The following is a 17,875-nucleotide window of genomic DNA, read 5'->3' on the forward strand; positions in this document are numbered from 1 at the left end:
AGCCCGGCCATGCGCGTTGTTTTCGCCGGTACGCCGGAGTTTGCCGCCAGCGCCTTGCAGGCCTTGCTGGCGGCCGGCTTCGAGGTGCCGCTGGTGCTGACCCAGCCCGACCGCCCGGCCGGCCGCGGCATGAAGCTGCAGGCCTCAGCCGTCAAGCAAGTGGCCTTGCAGCATGGCATTGCCGTGGCGCAACCGCGCAGCCTGCGCCTGGACGGCAAGTTTCCTGAGGAAGCCGCCGCAGCTCGCGAGGCGCTGCTGGCGGCCAAGGCTGATGTGATGGTGGTGGCTGCCTACGGGCTGATCCTGCCGCAATGGGTGCTGGATCTGCCCGCCCGCGGCTGCCTCAATATCCATGCCTCCTTGCTGCCCCGCTGGCGTGGTGCAGCGCCCATCCACCGAGCCATCGAGGCGGGGGATGCGCAAACCGGCATCACCATCATGCAGATGGACGCCGGCCTGGATACCGGCGACATGCTCGCTATCGAGCGCCTGGATATTGCCACTGCCGACACCACTTCCAGCCTGCACGACCGCTTGGCCGTGCTGGGTGGCCGCATGATTGTTGAGGCACTAGAACTTGCCGCTGCGGGCGGCTTGCGCCCCGTGCCGCAGCCCGCCGAGGGCGTGACTTACGCGCACAAGATCGAAAAAGCCGAGGCCCAACTGGATTGGCGCCAGGACGCGGCACAGTTGGAGCGCCGCTTGCGCGCCTTCGACCCCTTCCCGGGCGGCTTGGCGCATCTGGACGGCGAGGCCATCAAGGTCTGGCGCGCCGAGGTGGCGGAAGGCAGCGGGCCGCAGGGTCAGGTCTTGCGGGTGGACGAAACGGGCATCACCGTCGCTTGCGGCCAGCAGGCTCTGCGCCTGACCGAGTTGCAGCGCGCCGGTGGTAAACGCCTGCCCGCCGCAGCGTTTTTGCAGGCCAAGCCGATTGCCGTGGGCGCCGTGTTTGCCGCTGTTGAAGTGCCCGCCGCGGCCGCAACTTGAATTGCTTGGCTTAGCCTCCAAATAGGAGGCGAGCGTTTCTTGCTGATTCAATTGGTTTCATTTGTTTCAGCTAATTAGTTGTTTGGCCGCGACCTCGGAGGGAAATGCATATGTTCAATCTGATGAAGACCGCCATTTTGATGGCTGCCATCACGGCGCTGTTCATGGCCATGGGTGCCATGCTGGGCGGGCGCAGCGGCATGATGCTGGCGCTGCTCGTCGCGCTGGGCATGAATTTCTTCAGCTACTGGTTCTCTGACACCATGGTGTTGAAGATGTATCGGGCGCGCGAGGTGGATGCTTCGTCGGCACCGCAGTTCTACGCCATGGTGGCCGAGCTGGCGCAAAAGGCCCAGCTGCCCATGCCCAAGGTCTATCTGATCGACGAAGACGCCCCCAACGCCTTCGCCACCGGCCGCAACCCCGAGCATGCGGCGGTGGCCGCCACCACGGGCATTTTGCGCACCCTGTCTGAGCGCGAGTTGCGCGGCGTGATGGCGCATGAGCTGGCCCATGTGAAGCACCGCGACATTTTGATCAGCACCATCAGCGCCACCATGGCCGGTGCGATTTCCATGCTGGCCAATTTCGCCATGTTCTTTGGCGGGCGTGACAGCGAAGGTCGCAGCAACCCGATCGCCGGCATTCTGGTGGCGATCCTGGCGCCGATCGCGGCCAGCTTGATCCAGATGTCCATCAGCCGTGCGCGCGAATTTGAGGCCGATCGTGGTGGTGCCGAAATCTCCGGCGACCCAGCCGCGCTGGCCTCGGCGCTGGACAAAATCCACCGCATCGCCCAAGGTCTGCCGCTGGAGACCACCGAGCGCCACCCGGAAACGGCGCAGATGATGATCATGAACCCGCTTTCCGGCAAAGGCTTGGCGGGCATGTTCAGCACCCATCCGCCCACCGAAGAGCGCGTGGCCCGCTTGCTGGAAATGGCCCGCGGCCGCTGAGCGCTGCCCAGCCTCCAGGGGCTTGGGTGTGAATCAGCCCGTTCAAGTGTCAGGTCTTGCTGCCGATATCTGCCGCATGAAGCTTCTTATTCGTCTCACCGCCGCGGCCGCTGTTTTGCTGAGCCTGACGGCCTGCGAGCAGCTTGGGATTGAAGATCCCGCCAAGGTTCAGGCGGCCAAAGAGGCCGAGGGCAAGGCGCTGGGCAGTGGCTGCCGGCACGCCATGCGGGCCATCGAGGACTGCTACAACCTCAATCCGAAGGCCCACAAGGCCTCGATGTTTGCGGGCTGGCGCGAGATGGACGAGTACATGCGTGAGAACAAGCTGGAAGGCATTGTTCCCGTGGTGCCGCGCCCGGTGTTGGGCAAGCCCAAGCCCAAAGCCGATGATGAGGCGGAAGCCGAAGACAAAGCCGCCTCCAAACCAGACGGCAAGGCGGCTGAGAAACCCGGCGATAAAGCTGCGGCCAAGCCCAAGGCCGCGCACTGAGGGGTCGAGCCGCATCGCACCACACCCGGGCTGAATTGAAAGCGCCGGATTGAATGAGCACCTTGCCTTTCAATCCGGCCTTTTTGCATCTGGCGCCCACAAACCGACGGGCTGTCTTCTTGCGCTACCCAGCCGGTGCCGTGCTCCGGCAAGATGGCGGCATTCCTTGATCGACATCTCTTTCGAAAGCCCCACCATCATGCTGAATCGCCGCTTTTTCGCAGTCGCTGCTTGCAGTTTTCTCATGGCTTCCGGCGCGCACGCCTGGAGCTGGGGTTGGGGTTCGGAGACGGTCAATGGTTCGGGTGAAGTCGTGAGTGAGGTGCGCGAGCTGCCGAGCTTTGATGCCATCTCGCTGGCGGGCGGCTTCCAAGTTATCGTGCGCCAGAACCCCAATTCGCGGGTCGAGGTGCGTACCGACAAAAACCTGCAGCCGCTGCTGGAAACCCGCATCGTTGATGGCAGCAAGGGCCGCACGCTGGAGATCGCGCCCAAGAAGGGCAGTAGCCTGAACGGCTCGGTGCGGCCGCAAATCATCATCGACATGGCGCAGCTGCGTGCCATCGCGATTGGCGGCTCGGGCAATATCAAGGTCGAGGCGATGAAGACCCCGAGCGTGGACGCCAGCATCGGCGGCTCCGGCGACATCAGCTTCGTGAACATCGAGAGCGAGAGCCTGGCCTTCAACGTGGCCGGCAGCGGCGACATCAAGGCCAGCGGCACGACGCAGGTCCTGCGCTTGTCGGTGGCCGGTTCGGGCGATATTCGGGCCCGCAGCCTGCAGGCCGAAGAGGTCAAGGTCAGCATCGCCGGCAGCGGCAACACCGAGGTGTTTGCCCGCAAGACCCTCAACGTCTCGATCGCTGGCTCTGGCGATGTGGCCTATCTGGGCGCGCCTGAGCTGAAGTTGTCGGTTGCCGGCAATGGCAAGGTCAAGAAGCTGAACTGAGTTTTCTCGAGCGCGCCAAACTGTAGCGGGCCGCCGGGCCCGCAAACCACCAAAGCCCATAGGACAATGCGTCTATGGGCTTTTCTTCCGTTGACACTCCGGCGCCGCTCTGGCGCCACCCCGAATTCAAGCGCGGCGCAGTCGATATGGCTGCGATCACCCTGGGTATTTCAGCCTGGGGCCTGGTCACCGGCGTGGCCATGGTCAAGAGCGGCCTCGGCGTTGGCCTGGCCCTGCTGATGAGTTTTGTGGTCTTTGCCGGCAGCTCGCAGCTGGCCGCCTTGCCGCTGATTGCCAGCGGCGCGCCGCTCTGGGTGCTGTGGGCCACGGCGTTTTGCGTCAATCTGCGCTTCGTCATTTTCAGCGCGCAGTGGCGCATGTTTTTTGGCCATCTGCCGCTGGCGCAAAGGCTGCGCATCGGCTACTTCGCGGCCGATCTCAACTACGTGGCTTTTTTGAAGCGCTGGCCCGATGGCAAGCCCGCGCCCGAGCAGCTGCCATATTACTGGGGCGGTGTCTGCATGAACTGGACCGCCTGGCAAGTGCCTTCGGTGCTGGGCATCTTGCTGGCCGACCGGGTGCCCACGCAATGGGGCCTGGGATTTGCCGGGGTCTTGGCCTTGCTGGGCCTGGCGTATTCGCTGTTGAAGGACCGCAATGCCTGGGTCTCGGCGGGCGTGGCCAGCTGCGCTGCGGTGGCCGCCTACGGCTTGCCCCTGCGTCTCAATATTCTGGTGGCGATTGCCGCCGCCGTGGCCATGGGCTTGCTGATGGAACGCAGCTTCCCGCAAAGAAAGCTGGTGCCTTGATGCTGTCGATCTGGGAAGTGGCTTTGGGCATCGTCGGCATGGGCGTGATCACCTTGCTGACCCGCGCCTTTTTCATGCTGCCAAAAGAAGAGTTGCCTATGCCCGACTGGGCCAAGCAAGGCCTGCGCTACGCGCCGCTGGCCGCGCTGGCGGCCGTGATCGTGCCCGAGATCGTGATGAGCCAGGGCCAGCTGATCGACACCTGGCGCGATGCGCGGCTCTATGCCACCGCCGTGGCCAGCGCCTACTTTTTCTGGCGACGCGACATCCTGGGCACCATCCTCAGCGGCACCGCGGTGATGCTGGCCCTGCGCATTGGCCTGGGCTGGTAGCCCCCCGTTTTCGTTTTCCTTTTTTACTCAAACTAAGAGACTTGCCATGAATGTGATTCGTTTCTCCGATCTGCTCGCATCCGGTCAGCTGGCCGGCAAGCGCGTGTTCATCCGCGCCGACCTGAATGTGCCGCAAGACGATGCCGGCAACATCACCGAAGACACCCGCATCCGCGCCTCGGTGCCTTGCATCGAGCAAGCCCTGAAGGCCGGCGCCGCCGTGATGGTGACCTCGCACCTGGGGCGCCCCACCGAGGGCGAGTTCAAGCCCGCCGATTCGCTGGCCCCGGTGGCCAAGCGCCTGGGCGAGTTGCTGGGCCATCCCTATGAAAACGGGGTGCCGGTGATCGCCAATTGGGTGGACGGTGTGAACGTGGCTCCGGGCCAGCTGGTGCTGCTGGAGAACTGCCGCGTCAACAAGGGCGAGAAGAAGAACGACGAAGCCCTGGCCAAGAAAATGGCCGCCCTGTGCGACATCTATGTCAACGACGCTTTCGGCACCGCTCACCGCGCCGAAGGCACGACCTATGGCATCGCCCAGTTCGCGCCCATCGCCTGTGCTGGCCCGCTGCTGGCCGCTGAAATCGACGCCATCACCCAGGCACTGAGCGCGCCCAAGCGCCCGCTGATCGCCATCGTGGCCGGCTCCAAGGTCTCGACCAAGCTGACCATTCTGAAAGCCTTGTCCGAGAAGGTGGACGGCCTGATCGTCGGCGGCGGCATCGCCAACACCTTCATGCTGGCGGCTGGGCTGAAGATCGGCAAGTCCCTGGCTGAACCCGATCTGGTGGAAGAGGCCCGTGCCGTCATCGAAGCCATGAAGGCGCGCGGCGCCGCGGTGCCGATTCCGGTCGATGTGGTGGTGGCGCAGAAGTTCGCGGCCGATGCGCCGGCCACGGTGAAGGCAGCCGATGCCGTCGGTGAAGACGACCTGATTCTCGACATCGGCCCCAAGACGGCCGCCATCTTGGCCGAGCAGCTCAAGGCCGCCGGCACCATCGTCTGGAACGGCCCGGTGGGCGTGTTCGAGTTCGACGCGTTTGCCCACGGCACCGAAACGATCGCCCGCGCCATCGCGGCGTCCAGCGCGTTCTCGATTGCTGGCGGTGGCGACACCCTGGCGGCGATTGCCAAGTACGGCATCGAAAAGGACGTGGGCTATATCTCCACCGGCGGCGGCGCTTTCCTGGAAATCCTGGAAGGCAAGACCTTGCCCGCGCTGGAAATCCTGAGCGCCCGCGCGCGTTCTTGATCTGACTACCTAGCCCGGCGCGCTCGCGTGGGCTAGGCTGTTAGGTGGTCGGGCAGGGTGCTCGGCCGCCCACCTGATTCAGGAGTTATGCCTTTTGCTGCTGCGCCGCCTGCTTCTGCTCTTGCTGGCCTTAACCTTGCTGGCGCTTTACGCGAACGAGCATTGGATGAGCCGCACCCTGCGCGTGGATGCGCGCAGCCATGCGCAGTTGGCGAAGGCGGTGGACGATCGCGGAGTAGGCGGCCGCAGCAGCGCGCGGCTTGAGGTACGCGAGGGCCGCTTGGTGCTGGCCTGCGAGATCCGCCCCGGCTACGAGTGGCCCTTTTGTGATTTGCAATTGCCCTTGGCCGCCGACGGATCCAATGTTGATCTGAGCGATTTTGACCGCATGCGTTTGTGGGTGCGCGTCAGCGGGCCCGGTGAGCGGCATGAGTTGCGCGTTTTTCTGCGCAATGCCGATGCCGCCTATGCCCGCAGCGGCGCTTTGGCCGACTTGAAGCCGCATGAGCTGGTGTTTGACGCCAGCAAGGAGCGCATGCCGGTCGATGTGGAACTGCGCCGCTTCATGGTGGCCTCGTGGTGGGTGCAAGCGCATCCGCAGCCGCTGAAGGATTCGGGGCCGGAGTTAAACCAGGTCAAGCTGCTGAGCCTGACCACCGGCGGCGCGGTGCCGCCCGGCAGTCACACCATTGAGCTAGAGGCGGCCGAGTTCCACGGCGTTTGGGTGGCACCTGCCACCTTCCGCCTGGGCGTGATCGGCGCCTGGATGCTGGTCATCACTGCCTATTTGCTGTGGGACTGGCGCCGCTCGCGCAAGACCCTGGGTCAGCTGCTGCGGCGCAAGAATGAGTTGCAGCAGGCGAACGCCAAGCTCAAGGCGCGCTCACAGGATTTCGAAGCCAAAGCCCATCACGACCCCCTGACCGGCCTGCGCAATCGCCGGGGCCTGCAGCATGATGTGGCCCTGCTGACTCAGGCGCAGGAGGAGTTGTTCTTCCCTCTGACCGTGGTGTTTGTTGACATCGACCATTTCAAGCAAATCAATGATGCGCATGGCCACGATGTGGGTGATGCGGTGCTCCAGCAGTTTGCCCAGCTCTTGCAAGCCAATGTGCAGCGCGAGGACTTGCTGGCGCGTTGGGGCGGCGAGGAGTTTCTGCTGCTGATGCCGCAGACCGTGGCGGGCGAAGCCATGACCGTGGCTGAGCGCTTGCGCCAATGCATTGAGCAAGCCAGCTGGCCAGCTGGATTGACGCTGACCAGCAGCTTCGGCGTGGCGCAGGCCGATGGGGCGCAAGCGATGGAGGCCGCGCTGAAAGCGGCTGACGCGGCCATGTATCAGTCCAAGCAGCAGGGGCGCAACCGGGTGCAACTCAAGGCGGCGGAGCGGGGCACAGCGCCCGATTGATCGCTTGCGCGCGCGACCGAATGCTTGGCTGGGCAGCTCAGCGCTGGCCAAGGTTATAGATTGATTGCATGGGACTACGTGGTCTGCGCATCAAGTCGGCCCGTGCGCCGAGGTAAATTCGGGCACCTGTTTTTGGCGCTTGAGCCCATCGAGCGGCAAGCCACACAACGAAAGAGACGCGATGACCGACATCACCAGCAAGAACACCAAGACCTTGTCCCCGGCCGAAGCGGCCTTGCGCGAGGCCGCGCTGGACTATCACCGTGCGCCGACGCGCGGCAAGATCGCGGTCACGCCCACCAAGGCTTTGTCGAATCAGCGCGATCTGTCGCTGGCCTATTCGCCCGGTGTGGCCTATGCCTGCCTGGCCATCGAGGAAGACCCCTCGCTGGCGGCGGACTACACCTCGCGCGCCAATCTGGTGGCCGTCATCACCAACGGCACGGCCGTGCTGGGCCTGGGTGATATCGGCCCGCTGGCGTCCAAGCCGGTGATGGAAGGCAAGGGTTGCTTGTTCAAGAAATTTGCTGGCATTGATGTGTTCGACATCGAGTTGGCCGAGCGCGACCCCGACAAGCTGGTGGACATGATTGCCGCCATGGAGCCCACCCTTGGCGGCATCAATCTGGAAGACATCAAGGCGCCCGAATGCTTCTACATCGAGAAGAAGCTCAAAGAGCGCATGAACATCCCCGTCTTCCACGACGACCAACACGGCACGGCCATCATTTCCAGCGCTGCCCTGCTCAACGGCCTGGAACTGGTGGGCAAGGACATTGCGAGCGTCAAGCTGGCGGTGTCGGGCGCGGGTGCCGCGGCCACTGCTTGCTTGGACCTGATGGTGGGTCTGGGCGTCAAGCGCGAGAACATTTTTGTCTGCGACTCCAAGGGCGTGATCCAGGATCAGCGTGAGGACGCCAAGGCCGGTAAGCTCGACGAGAGCAAGCAGCGCTACTGCCAGGTCACGGCCAAGCGCACGCTGGCCGATGTGGTCGATGGCGCCGATGTGTTCCTGGGTTGCTCGGCCGCTGGCGTGCTGACGCAGGAGATGGTGGTGACCATGGCGCCCAAGCCCATCATCCTGGCCCTGGCCAATCCCGAGCCCGAGATCCGCCCCGAGCTGGCCAAGGCCGTGCGGCCGGACTGCATCATGGCCACTGGCCGCTCGGACTATCCCAACCAGGTCAACAACGTCCTGTGCTTCCCCTACATCTTCCGTGGCGCGCTGGACTGCGGCGCCAGCAAGATCACCGAGGAAATGAAGCTGGCCTGCGTGCGCGAGATCGCTGCCCTGGCCAAAGCCGAGACCAGCGATGAAGTGGCGGCCGCCTACGCCGGCGAAGAGCTGGCTTTCGGCCCCGACTACCTGATCCCCAAGCCCTTCGATGCGCGCTTGATCCTGCGCATCGCCCCGGCTGTGGCCAAGGCGGCGGAAGAGTCGGGCGTGGCGGCGCGGCCGATCAAGGATCTGGAGGCTTATCGCCAGTCGCTGGAGCGTTTTGTCTACCAGACCGGCATGTTCATGCGCCCGGTGTTCACGGCGGCCAAGGCCAATCCCGCACGCGTGATCTACGCCGAGGGCGAAGACGAGCGGGTGCTGCGCGCGGTGCAGGTGGCACTGGATGAGGGCATCGTCAAGCCCACGCTGATTGGCCGGCCGGAGGTGATTCAAGCGCGCATTGCGCGTGCGGGCTTGCGCCTCAAGCTGGGCGTGGACGTGGCCATCATCGACCCCGAAAACGACAGCCGCTTCCGCCAATACTGGGAGGCCTATCACCAGGCCCTGGGCCGGCAAGGCGTGACCCCCGATATGGCAAAGGCGGCGGTGCGCCGCTCGGCCACCACCATTGGCGCCCTGGCCATCAAGCTGGGCGATGCTGACGCGATGATTTGCGGCATGGTGGGGCGCTATGACTCGCATCTGGATCATGTGCGCGACCTGATCGGCTTGCGCGCCGGTGCCAAGAGCTTCGCCACCATGAATGCCTTGATGCTGGAGCAGCACACCCTGTTCATTACCGACACCTTCGTCAACGATGCGCCCGATGCCGAGCAGCTGGCCGAAATCGCCGCCATGGCCGCTGATGAGGTGCAGCGCTTCGGCCTGCCGCCCAAGCTGGCTTTTGTCTCGCATTCCATGTTCGGCTCCAGCAAGCGGCCTTCGGCGCTGAAGATGCGCCAGGCCTACGAGCTGTTCGCCGCCGCCCACCCCGAGATCGAGGCGGACGGCGAGATGCATGGCGACGCGGCCTTGTCCGCCTCGGTGCGCGCGACCTTCTTGCCAGACAGCCGCCTCAAAGGCGCGGCCAATCTGCTGGTGCTGCCCTCGCTGGATGCCGCCAACATCTTGTTCAATGTGCTGAAGATCAGCAGCAGCCACGGCGTGACGGTGGGACCCATCCTGCTGGGCGCAGCGGCGCCGGTGCACATCTTGACGCCTTCGGCCACGGTGCGCCGCATCGTCAATATGACGGCGCTGGCGGTGGCCGATGTGCTGGCCTTGCGCGGCGCGAAATGAGGGGGATTGAGCGCTGAAGCCAGCGCTTGAATCCGGAATGAAATCAAAGGCCCGGCATTGCCGGGCCTTTGTCGTTTGGGGCCTGCGGCGCTTCGCGCACGGGGCCTGCATTGGTAACCCGCTGTAATCGACTTTCCGCCGATTTGCGCTCCATAATCACTCGCTTGTAACTTTATTTCAGCGAGAGCCTGCCATGTCCCGTGCCACCAAGATCGTTGCCACCCTCGGCCCCGCCTCCTCGTCGCCCGAGGTCTTGGAGCGCATGATCCGCGCCGGCGTCGACGTGGTGCGGCTGAACTTCTCGCACGGCAAGGCGCAAGACCATATCGACCGCGCCCGCATGGTGCGCGAGGTGGCCGCGGCGGCCGGCAAGTCGGTGGCCATCATGGCCGATCTGCAAGGCCCCAAGATCCGCGTCGGCAAATTCGAGAACGGCAAGATCGAGCTGATCAACGGCCGCCCCTTCATCCTCGATGCCGACCGCACCGAGCTGGGCAATGACGATGTGGTGGGCCTCGATTACAAAGAGCTGCCCCGCGATGTGAAGCCCGGCGACACCTTGCTGCTCAACGACGGCCTGCTGGTGCTGACGGTGGAGGCGGTGCGCGGCGCGGCCGTGCACACCATCGTCAAACAAGGCGGTGAGCTGAGCAATAACAAGGGCATCAACAAGCAGGGCGGTGGCCTGACCGCGCCGGCCCTGACCGGCAAGGACATGGAAGACATCAAGACCGCGATGAGCTTCCAGTGCGAATATCTGGCTGTGAGCTTCCCCAAGAACGCCACCGATATGGAGATGGCGCGCCAACTGGCCAATGTGGCCGGTGAGCCCTATCGCCACAAGCCGGGCATGATCGCCAAGATCGAGCGCTACGAAGCCATCCCGCATCTGGAAGCCATCCTGCGCGCCAGCGACGGCATCATGGTGGCTCGTGGCGACTTGGCGGTGGAGGTGGGCAATGCCGCCGTGCCGGCGCTGCAAAAGCGCATGATCAAGCTGGCGCGTGAGCTGGACAAGGTGGCCATCACCGCCACGCAGATGATGGAGTCCATGATCGTCAACCCGGTGCCCACCCGCGCCGAGGTCAGCGATGTGGCCAATGCGGTGCTGGACGGCACCGATGCGGTGATGCTCAGCGCCGAGACTGCGGCGGGCAAGTTCCCGGTCGAGACCATCGAGCAGATGGCCGCCATCGCCCTGGAAGCCGAGCGCGCCGAATTCGTCACCCTGGACACCGACTTTGCCGGCCGCCAGTTTGCCCGCATCGACCAGTCGATCGCCATGGGCGCGCTGTTCACCGCCCACCACCTGGGTTGCAAGGCCATTCTGGCTTTGACCGAATCGGGCTCGACCGCGCTGTGGATGAGCCGCCACCGCATTCAGGTGCCGATTTTTGCGCTCACCACCACGGCCATCAGCCAGCGCAAGATGACGCTGTATCGCAATGTCCAGCCCCTGCTGATGCCCAAGTTTGAGGATCGGGACACCGCCCTGGCCGCGGCCGAGAAGATCCTCGTCGACAAGGGTGTGTTGATGCCCGGCGACACCTATGCCATCACCTGCGGCGAGCCCATGGGCTACCCCGGCGGCACGAATATGCTCAAGGTTTGCCGGGTCGCTTGAGCCGGCGGGTGGCCTGCCTGAGTTGACTCAGGCGGGTTCAGCGCTCTTTGGCGCTTTATGCGCTCTGCGCGCTCTTGATCAAAGCCGCCGTGCGCGCCGTCATATGGGTGGGCAGCAGCTCCACTTGCGGGTGGGCGCGTGCGAAGACGCGGAACAACTCGTCGGTGAAGCCGTGGCCCACATCGCTGACGCCGTCGAAATTGATTTCGGCCCGTTTGAATTGCGGCAGTCGCGCGGCCACCCGGCGCGCTTGGGCGCGTGAGTCCAGGGCCTGACCCGGCCCGGCCAGCAGGCGCAGGGCGATGACGGTCTGGTCGAACTCAATGCCGCTGCCGTCCATGCTCCAGGCTTCCAGCACCTGATCCAGCGTACGCTGGGTGTCCAACGCAATCGCCATATAGATGGAGCTGCCCTGGCGCGGCATGGGGCGGCCGGCCTGCCAACCGGCTGACTCCCAGGCGCGGCGCTGAAATGCGGTGTTGTTGGCGTGGATGTCGAACACATCGGCCAGCTGTGAGCTGAAGAACAGGCCGCGGCCGGTGTGCTGCTCGGGCTGGCTGGTCAAGCGGCCTTTGCTCAGTTCCAGCATGGCGTGTTGCGCGTCTTCGATGCCGAAGGCGCGGCAGATATTGGCGAACACGCCGCAACCATCATCCGAGACCAGTAGTTGCACATGGCTGGGTGTTTGGCGCAGCGACACCGTCACGCTGCTGCCGCCGCTGTGGTCGGCGGCGTTGTTGACCAGTTCGGTGAAGCCGTGCCGGATCATGCGTGCCACGCTAGGGGGCAGGGCGAAGTGCGGTGCGAAGTCGCGCTGCCAGGGCAGGTCTTCCTGCAGGCCGTGCAAGGTGTAGGAGCGCGCCACTTGGCGCAAGGCGCCTGGCGAATAAACGGGATGGCGGTCACTGCCGCTGCGGGCGAGCCAGCCGGCATCCACCAAGCGGCGCAGTGCGGCCAAGCTGGCGCGGCGGCTGGCGCCGGTACGGTCTTCGATATGACTGGCCAGGTCGAGTGAATGCTCGTTGGCGGCTGCGGTGATCCACAGCGTGAGTTGATCGATGGAAAGTCGAATCGGCATAGCAGTTCGCCCCAGTGGTTGGCGCCGCCAGTGTGCATGAATGTGCCGAGCCCTGCTGGCAAAGATGCGCTGAATTCGCCCGTCAGCCTTGGCGCATGCCGGGTCGCTAGGCGATCGTCGCCCTGGCTTTGGCTTGCCTTTTGTCAAACCGACTAGGCCTAGCGGCCGCTACATTGGGCGCCTTCTTGTGCCCCCAGTTACACCGAGTCACGCCGACATGCCAATCGAACTCTTCAATCAGAACGGGCATATCTGCCTGATGTTTACCGACCTCTGCGTGGAGGGGGGCGAGGCGGTGCAGTCCAACCAGTTCCTGGTCATCGACGCCGGCACCGGCGCCATCATCGATCCGGGCGGTAATCTGGCCTATGGCGAGTTGTACTTGTCCATGACCCGGCATTTCGCGCCGCACAAGCTCTCGGCCATCTTGGCCTCGCACGCCGACCCCGACATCATCGCCTCGCTGGACCGCTGGATGACGGCAACCACCGACGCCAAGCTCTATATCTCGAAGATCTGGGAGCGTTTCGTCCCGCACTTTTGCAAGGCCGGCAAGACCACCGGACGCATCGTGGGCATTCCCGACCTGGGCATGCGCATTCCCCTGGGCAGCAGCGAGCTGATTGCCTTGCCGGCGCATTTCCTGCACTCCGAAGGCAATTTCCAGTTTTTTGATCCGGTCAGCCGCATCCTGTTTTCTGGCGATCTGGGGGCATCGATGGTGGGGGCGAGTGCGGCGCAAACAGCCATCACCTCGCTGGCGGAGCACATCCCGCGCATGGAGGCCTTCCATCGGCGCTATATGGTCTCCAACAAGGTGTTGCGCCACTGGGTGCAGATGGTGCGTGGCCTGCCGATCAAGATGATCGTGCCTCAGCATGGCGCGCCTTTGCGCGGCGCGGCGGTGCAGGAGTTCATCACCTGGGTCGAGACCCTGTCTTGCGGGATCGACCTGATGACGGATCGCGACTACGCTGTGCCGAGCTGAGTTCGGCCGAGCCGTCATGGCGCACCGCTAGAATCGCCCGAAGTTACAGCGCGGTTACAGGCGGAGCATGAAGTTGATGTGCGAGTCCGTTCTGAGCAGCGTTTGATTCAAGAACACCAGATTTCAAACTCCCGGAGAACTTCTCATCATGGCTCTCGTTTCAATGCGTCAACTGCTGGACCATGCTGCTGAGCATGGCTACGGCATCCCCGCCTTCAACGTCAACAACCTCGAACAAGTGCAGGCCGTCATGGCCGCAGCCGACGAAGTCGGTGCGCCGGTGATCCTGCAAGCCTCGGCTGGCGCGCGCAAGTACGCCGGTGAAGCTTTCATCAAGCACCTGATTCAGGCCGCTGTCGAATCCTTCCCGCACATCCCCCTGGTGATGCACCAAGATCATGGCCAAACCCCGGCGATCTGCCAGGGTGCCATCGATCTGGGCTTCAGCTCGGTGATGATGGACGGCTCCTTGATGGCCGACGGCAAGACGCCCGCCAGCTTCGACTACAACATCGACGTGACCCGCCAAGTAGTTGCCCTGGCGCACAAGGTTGGCGTCACTGTCGAAGGCGAGTTGGGCTGCCTGGGTTCGCTGGAAACCGGCGAAGCGGGTGAGGAAGACGGCATCGGCGCCGTCGGCAAGCTCGACCACAGCCAGATGCTGACCGACCCCGAAGAGGCCGCTCAATTCGTCAAGGCCACCGGCCTGGACGCCCTGGCCATCGCCATCGGCACCAGCCACGGTGCTTACAAATTCACCCGCAAGCCCACTGGCGACATCCTGGCGATCTCGCGCGTCAAGGAAATCCACGCTCGCATCCCTAACACCCACTTGGTCATGCACGGTTCGTCCAGCGTGCCGCAAGAGTTGCTGGAGCAGATCCGCAAATACGGCGGCGCGATGAAAGAGACCTACGGCGTGCCGGTGGAAGAGATCCAAGAAGCCATCAAGTTCGGCGTGCGCAAGATCAATATCGACACCGATATCCGCCTGGCCATGACTGGCGCGGTGCGCCAGTTCCTGGTTGAGAACCCCGACAAGTTCGACGCCCGCGAATGGCTCAAGCCCGCTCGTGAAGCCGCCAAGCTGGTGTGCAAGCAGCGTTATCAAGAGTTCGGCTGCGAAGGCCAGGCCGGCAAGATCAAGGCGCGCAGCCTGATCGATGTGGCTGCTGCCTACGCCCGTGGCGAGTTGAACCAAGTCGTGCAGTAAGCCGGTTCATTCGCGCTGAAAGCCTGCCGATGCCCGCCGACCGCGGGGCCGGCGGGCTTTTTTCATGCCTTTTGTCCTTAAAATCAGTGACTTCATTTGCCTGCCTCTCTCCTTGCCATGACCGCTGCACTGTTGAATTCCTCGCTGACCTCCTTGCCCCTGATCGCCCGCGGCAAGGTGCGCGAAAACTATGCGGTCGGTGAGGATCGCATCCTGATGGTGGCCAGCGACCGCATCTCGGCCTACGACGTCATCATGGGCGAGCCCATCCCCGGCAAGGGCGCGCTGCTGACGCAAATGGCTTTGTTCTGGTTCGCCAAGCTGGACGGCATCGTGCCCAATCATTTGACCGGCGATGACCCACTGTCGGTGGTGAGCGAGGCCGACAAGGCCCAAGTGCGCGACCGCTCCATGCTGGTCAAGCGCCTCAAGCCCCTGCCCATCGAGGCAGTGGTGCGCGGTTATCTGGCCGGCAGCGGCTGGGCCGAGTACAAGGTCAACGGCGAAGTCTGCGGCGTCAAGCTGCCGGCCGGCCTGCAAAACGCCAGCAAGCTGCCCGCGCCCATCTTCACCCCCGCCACCAAGGCCGAGATGGGTGATCACGACGAGAACATCAATTTCGAGCGCTGCGTCGAGATCATCGGCAAGGACCTGGCCGAGCGCGTGCGCGACATCTCCATCCAGCTCTACCAGCGTGCCGCTGATTTCGCGCTGAGCAAGGGCATCATCATTGCCGACACCAAGTTCGAATTCGGCCTGGATGCCGAGGGCACGCTGACGCTGATGGACGAGGTGCTGACGCCCGACTCCTCGCGCTACTGGCCGGCCGAAAGCTATGCCGTGGGCAGCAACCCGCCCAGCTACGACAAGCAGTTCTTGCGTGACTGGTTGGAACAAGCTCAGGTGGACGGCAAGCCCTGGGGCAAGGTTGCGCCCGCACCGGCCCTGCCGGCCGAAGTGATTGAGAACACGGCCGCCAAGTACGGCGAAGCGCTGCAGCGCCTGACTCAGGCATGAAACGCCTCAAGAGTCGGCTGCTGCTCCGTCTGGAGGGGCAAATTGCCGCGTCCAAGAATTTTGCAGCCAGCTCTTGCCTGAAGGCCCAGCGGGCGCTGGTGCTGGCGCGGCACGGTCATATGGCCGAGGCGCGCGAGCAACTCACCGAATTGCATCAGCTGGCCTTTCAGCACCCCCATCCCGAGGTCGGCGCCTGGCTGCACTTCGCGGAAGGGCTGATGAGTTACTACACCGACTTCAGCGTCGCCGCGCATGAAAAGATTGCGCATGCCTATGCCATCGCCAAGTCGGCAAACCTGGCGCAGCTGCAGGCCTTGAGCGCTGCCTGGCTGGCGCAAATCGCCTATGTGCAGCATCAGCAAGTCGAGATGGTGGCGTTTGCGCAGGCCTGTGATGCGGCAGCCGCGCCGGATGACCATGCGGCCCGCTACCGCCTGTGCACGGTGATGGGTTTGGCGCATTTGTACGCCGGTCAAGAGCCCGGCGCACGCGGCTGGTTTGCCAAAGCGCGCGTGCATGCGCAGGCCGATGGTGACGATGCCGCGATCTCCGCCCTGATGTACAACATGGCCGAAATGCGTACCGCGCAGGCCCGTCGCGACTCATTGCTGAGCCAGTTCTCCGCCAGCGCTGTCGCGAATTCAGGCCTCTTGCTGGGGGCGGATTCGGTCAGCCATTTCGACGCCGTTGTGGGTGGCTCGGTGATGCCGGATCTGACGCCCGTGCTGCGCGCACAGATCCTCACCGTTGAGGGCGATTTTGCGCAGGCGCGTTCGCTCTTCGAGGCGCATTTGCCGCAAGCCATGGCCGCTGGCCTCTCGCGTTTGGGCAGCAGCTTGCTGGCCGATTTGGCCTGGTGCCGGGTCAACACCGGGCAGGCCGAGCAAGGCTTGCGCCAAGCCCAGGAGGCCGAACTGGAGTTGGACCCGCATTGCGATGTGGACGATCGCGCCATCACTTACAGCCGGCTGGCGCAGATCTACGCTGCCTTGGGGGACACCGCCAATGCCGAACGCCATGCCAAATCGGCTGCGGCCGAGTGGGCGGAGTTTGCGAGCCAGCAAGCCGCTTGGGGCCAAGCGCTGGCAGCGGCAGGGATGCAGCCGCGCTGAGGTCGGGCCGGATGCGGCGTGAAGGTGGCCTGAGGGCTGCTTGCCGCGCCGTCCGGTGGTAACTGGCAGCGCCAGCCGCACAGACATCAGGCCGGCGCTTTCAGCCTCAATTCAAGGCCATGCTCAGCTTGCGGCGGTACTGGTCCAGCACTGGGTCGCTGGGCGGCAACACGGTGTGGCCGGCCAACTCCAGCGTGCCCTTGGCATCTGCGCCGGGTTTGCTTGCCGCAGCCTTGGCGGCGGGCTTGGTCATTAACTCCAGAATCGCCACATAGGTGATGCGGGCCAGGCCGTTGTTCCAGGCTTTGTCGCGCATGATGATTTCCAGCAACTCGTCCATCGCGCCGGTGAAGTCATGGCCGGCCAGCAGGCCTTGGGCCAGGGCGAAGCGGGCTTCGAAATCGCGCTTATTGCTGGCGATCGCCGCCTGCAACTCGGTCGCGTTGAGGCCTGCGGCGGCGCGCTCGCATGCCGCCAGCCAATGGCCCAGGGCGGCAAAGCGGGCGTGGCGGATGATGGTGTCTGCCGCCTGCGCGGCCACCGGGGCGAAGGCTTGTTGGGCGGCGGGCAGTTCGCCTTGTTCCAGCAGGGCCTTGATCAAGTCGAAGCGGGCCACTTCATTGCTGGGGTCGGTTTCCACCGCGGCTTGCAGCTTTTGCAGGGCCGAGCTCACATCGCCCTCGGCCAGCAGTTCTTCAGCAGCCGCCAAGTCTTCCTGCGCTTCCAGGGCTTCGCCGCTGGGCACGTGTCTGTCGAGGAACTCTCGGATATCGGCTTCGGGCACGGCACCTAGAAAGCCGTCCACCGGCTGGCCGCCGATAAACATCACGCAGAACGGAATGCTCTTGACGCCGAACATCTTGCTCAGCTGCGAGGCGATCTCGGGCACCTCGTCGGCATTGAGCTTGGCCAGGGTGAAGCGGCCGGCATAAGCCACTTCCAGCTTCTCCAGCACGGGCCCAAGGCTCTTGCAGGGGCCGCACCAGGGCGCCCAGATGTCCAGCAAAACGGGTTGCTGCATCGAACCCTGAATCAGCTCGGCTTCAAAATTCTGGAGGGTGATATCGATCATGGCTGGCAGTGGTGGGCAGTGTTGGGCGGTAGCGGGTGGTGGCGAATGACGGCGTCTTGCTGGCGTCAAG

General features: G+C 64.1%; 16 protein-coding genes. 14 read left to right on the top strand and 2 right to left on the bottom strand.

Annotation, left to right across the window (positions count from 1 at the left end; genetic code table 11):
- The first annotated feature begins 9 nt into the window (after positions 1-9).
- From fmt to pyk, 10 genes are all read left to right on the top strand, one after another.
- Entirely contained in the window at positions 10-987 is a 978-nt protein-coding gene (gene fmt, locus AABB87_RS17850; protein ID WP_341972742.1) for a methionyl-tRNA formyltransferase, read from the top strand.
- Between the two features lie 110 nt (positions 988-1,097).
- Entirely contained in the window at positions 1,098-1,943 is an 846-nt protein-coding gene (gene htpX / locus AABB87_RS17855; RefSeq protein ID WP_058721962.1) for a zinc metalloprotease HtpX, read from the top strand.
- Between the two features lie 76 nt (positions 1,944-2,019).
- Positions 2,020-2,433, top strand: coding sequence for a hypothetical protein (locus AABB87_RS17860; RefSeq protein ID WP_341972620.1), 414 nt, complete (start codon positions 2,020-2,022; stop codon positions 2,431-2,433).
- A 244-nt stretch (positions 2,434-2,677) separates the two neighbouring features.
- A complete protein-coding gene (locus AABB87_RS17865; RefSeq protein ID WP_341972621.1) occupies positions 2,678-3,382 on the top strand; it encodes a head GIN domain-containing protein in 705 nt (234 codons plus the stop codon).
- A gap of 74 nt (positions 3,383-3,456) precedes the next feature.
- Positions 3,457-4,191 (top strand): AzlC family ABC transporter permease, encoded by a 735-nt coding sequence (locus AABB87_RS17870; RefSeq protein WP_341972622.1) that lies wholly within the window; start codon positions 3,457-3,459, stop codon positions 4,189-4,191.
- Positions 4,191-4,523, top strand: a complete 333-nt coding sequence (locus tag AABB87_RS17875) for an AzlD domain-containing protein (protein WP_341972623.1) — start codon at positions 4,191-4,193, stop codon at positions 4,521-4,523. The genes AABB87_RS17870 and AABB87_RS17875 overlap by 1 nt, the downstream gene beginning before the upstream one ends.
- A 46-nt stretch (positions 4,524-4,569) precedes the next feature.
- Positions 4,570-5,775 (top strand): phosphoglycerate kinase, encoded by a 1,206-nt coding sequence (locus AABB87_RS17880; protein ID WP_341972624.1) that lies wholly within the window; start codon positions 4,570-4,572, stop codon positions 5,773-5,775.
- Between the two features lie 94 nt (positions 5,776-5,869).
- The gene (locus AABB87_RS17885; protein ID WP_341972625.1) at positions 5,870-7,183 is read left to right on the top strand and encodes a GGDEF domain-containing protein; all 1,314 of its coding nucleotides are present in this window, start codon (positions 5,870-5,872) and stop codon (positions 7,181-7,183) included.
- Between the two features lie 181 nt (positions 7,184-7,364).
- Positions 7,365-9,701: an NADP-dependent malic enzyme gene (locus AABB87_RS17890; protein ID WP_341972626.1), complete on the top strand. Its 2,337-nt coding sequence runs from the start codon at positions 7,365-7,367 to the stop codon at positions 9,699-9,701.
- Between the two features lie 193 nt (positions 9,702-9,894).
- Entirely contained in the window at positions 9,895-11,325 is a 1,431-nt protein-coding gene (gene pyk / locus AABB87_RS17895; RefSeq protein ID WP_058718398.1) for a pyruvate kinase, read from the top strand.
- Positions 11,326-11,380: 55 nt separating this feature from the next.
- Here the strand turns inward: pyk and AABB87_RS17900 are convergent, their stop codons facing one another.
- On the bottom strand, positions 11,381-12,403 hold the full coding sequence (locus AABB87_RS17900; RefSeq protein WP_341972627.1) for an ATP-binding protein: 1,023 nt from the start codon (positions 12,401-12,403) through the stop codon (positions 11,381-11,383).
- Between the two features lie 217 nt (positions 12,404-12,620).
- Between AABB87_RS17900 and AABB87_RS17905 the strand changes: the two genes are divergently transcribed.
- The 4 genes from AABB87_RS17905 to AABB87_RS17920 all read left to right on the top strand — a co-directional run bounded on the left by AABB87_RS17905 (position 12,621) and on the right by AABB87_RS17920 (position 16,733).
- Positions 12,621-13,391: an MBL fold metallo-hydrolase gene (locus tag AABB87_RS17905; RefSeq protein ID WP_058718400.1), complete on the top strand. Its 771-nt coding sequence runs from the start codon at positions 12,621-12,623 to the stop codon at positions 13,389-13,391.
- A gap of 148 nt (positions 13,392-13,539) precedes the next feature.
- Positions 13,540-14,604: a class II fructose-bisphosphate aldolase gene (gene fba / locus AABB87_RS17910; protein ID WP_058718401.1), complete on the top strand. Its 1,065-nt coding sequence runs from the start codon at positions 13,540-13,542 to the stop codon at positions 14,602-14,604.
- A gap of 117 nt (positions 14,605-14,721) precedes the next feature.
- Positions 14,722-15,621, top strand: a complete 900-nt coding sequence (locus AABB87_RS17915) for a phosphoribosylaminoimidazolesuccinocarboxamide synthase (RefSeq protein ID WP_341972629.1) — start codon at positions 14,722-14,724, stop codon at positions 15,619-15,621.
- Positions 15,618-16,733 (top strand): hypothetical protein, encoded by a 1,116-nt coding sequence (locus AABB87_RS17920; RefSeq protein WP_341972630.1) that lies wholly within the window; start codon positions 15,618-15,620, stop codon positions 16,731-16,733. The genes AABB87_RS17915 and AABB87_RS17920 overlap by 4 nt, the downstream gene beginning before the upstream one ends.
- A 106-nt stretch (positions 16,734-16,839) precedes the next feature.
- Here AABB87_RS17920 and AABB87_RS17925 read toward each other — a convergent pair whose 3' ends face one another.
- Positions 16,840-17,805, bottom strand: coding sequence for a tetratricopeptide repeat protein (locus tag AABB87_RS17925; RefSeq protein WP_341972631.1), 966 nt, complete (start codon positions 17,803-17,805; stop codon positions 16,840-16,842).
- Between the last annotated feature and the right edge of the window lie 70 nt (positions 17,806-17,875).

It is taken from the genome of Roseateles sp. PN1 (genome assembly GCF_038419725.1).
GTDB lineage: Bacteria > Pseudomonadota > Gammaproteobacteria > Burkholderiales > Burkholderiaceae_C > Paucibacter_A.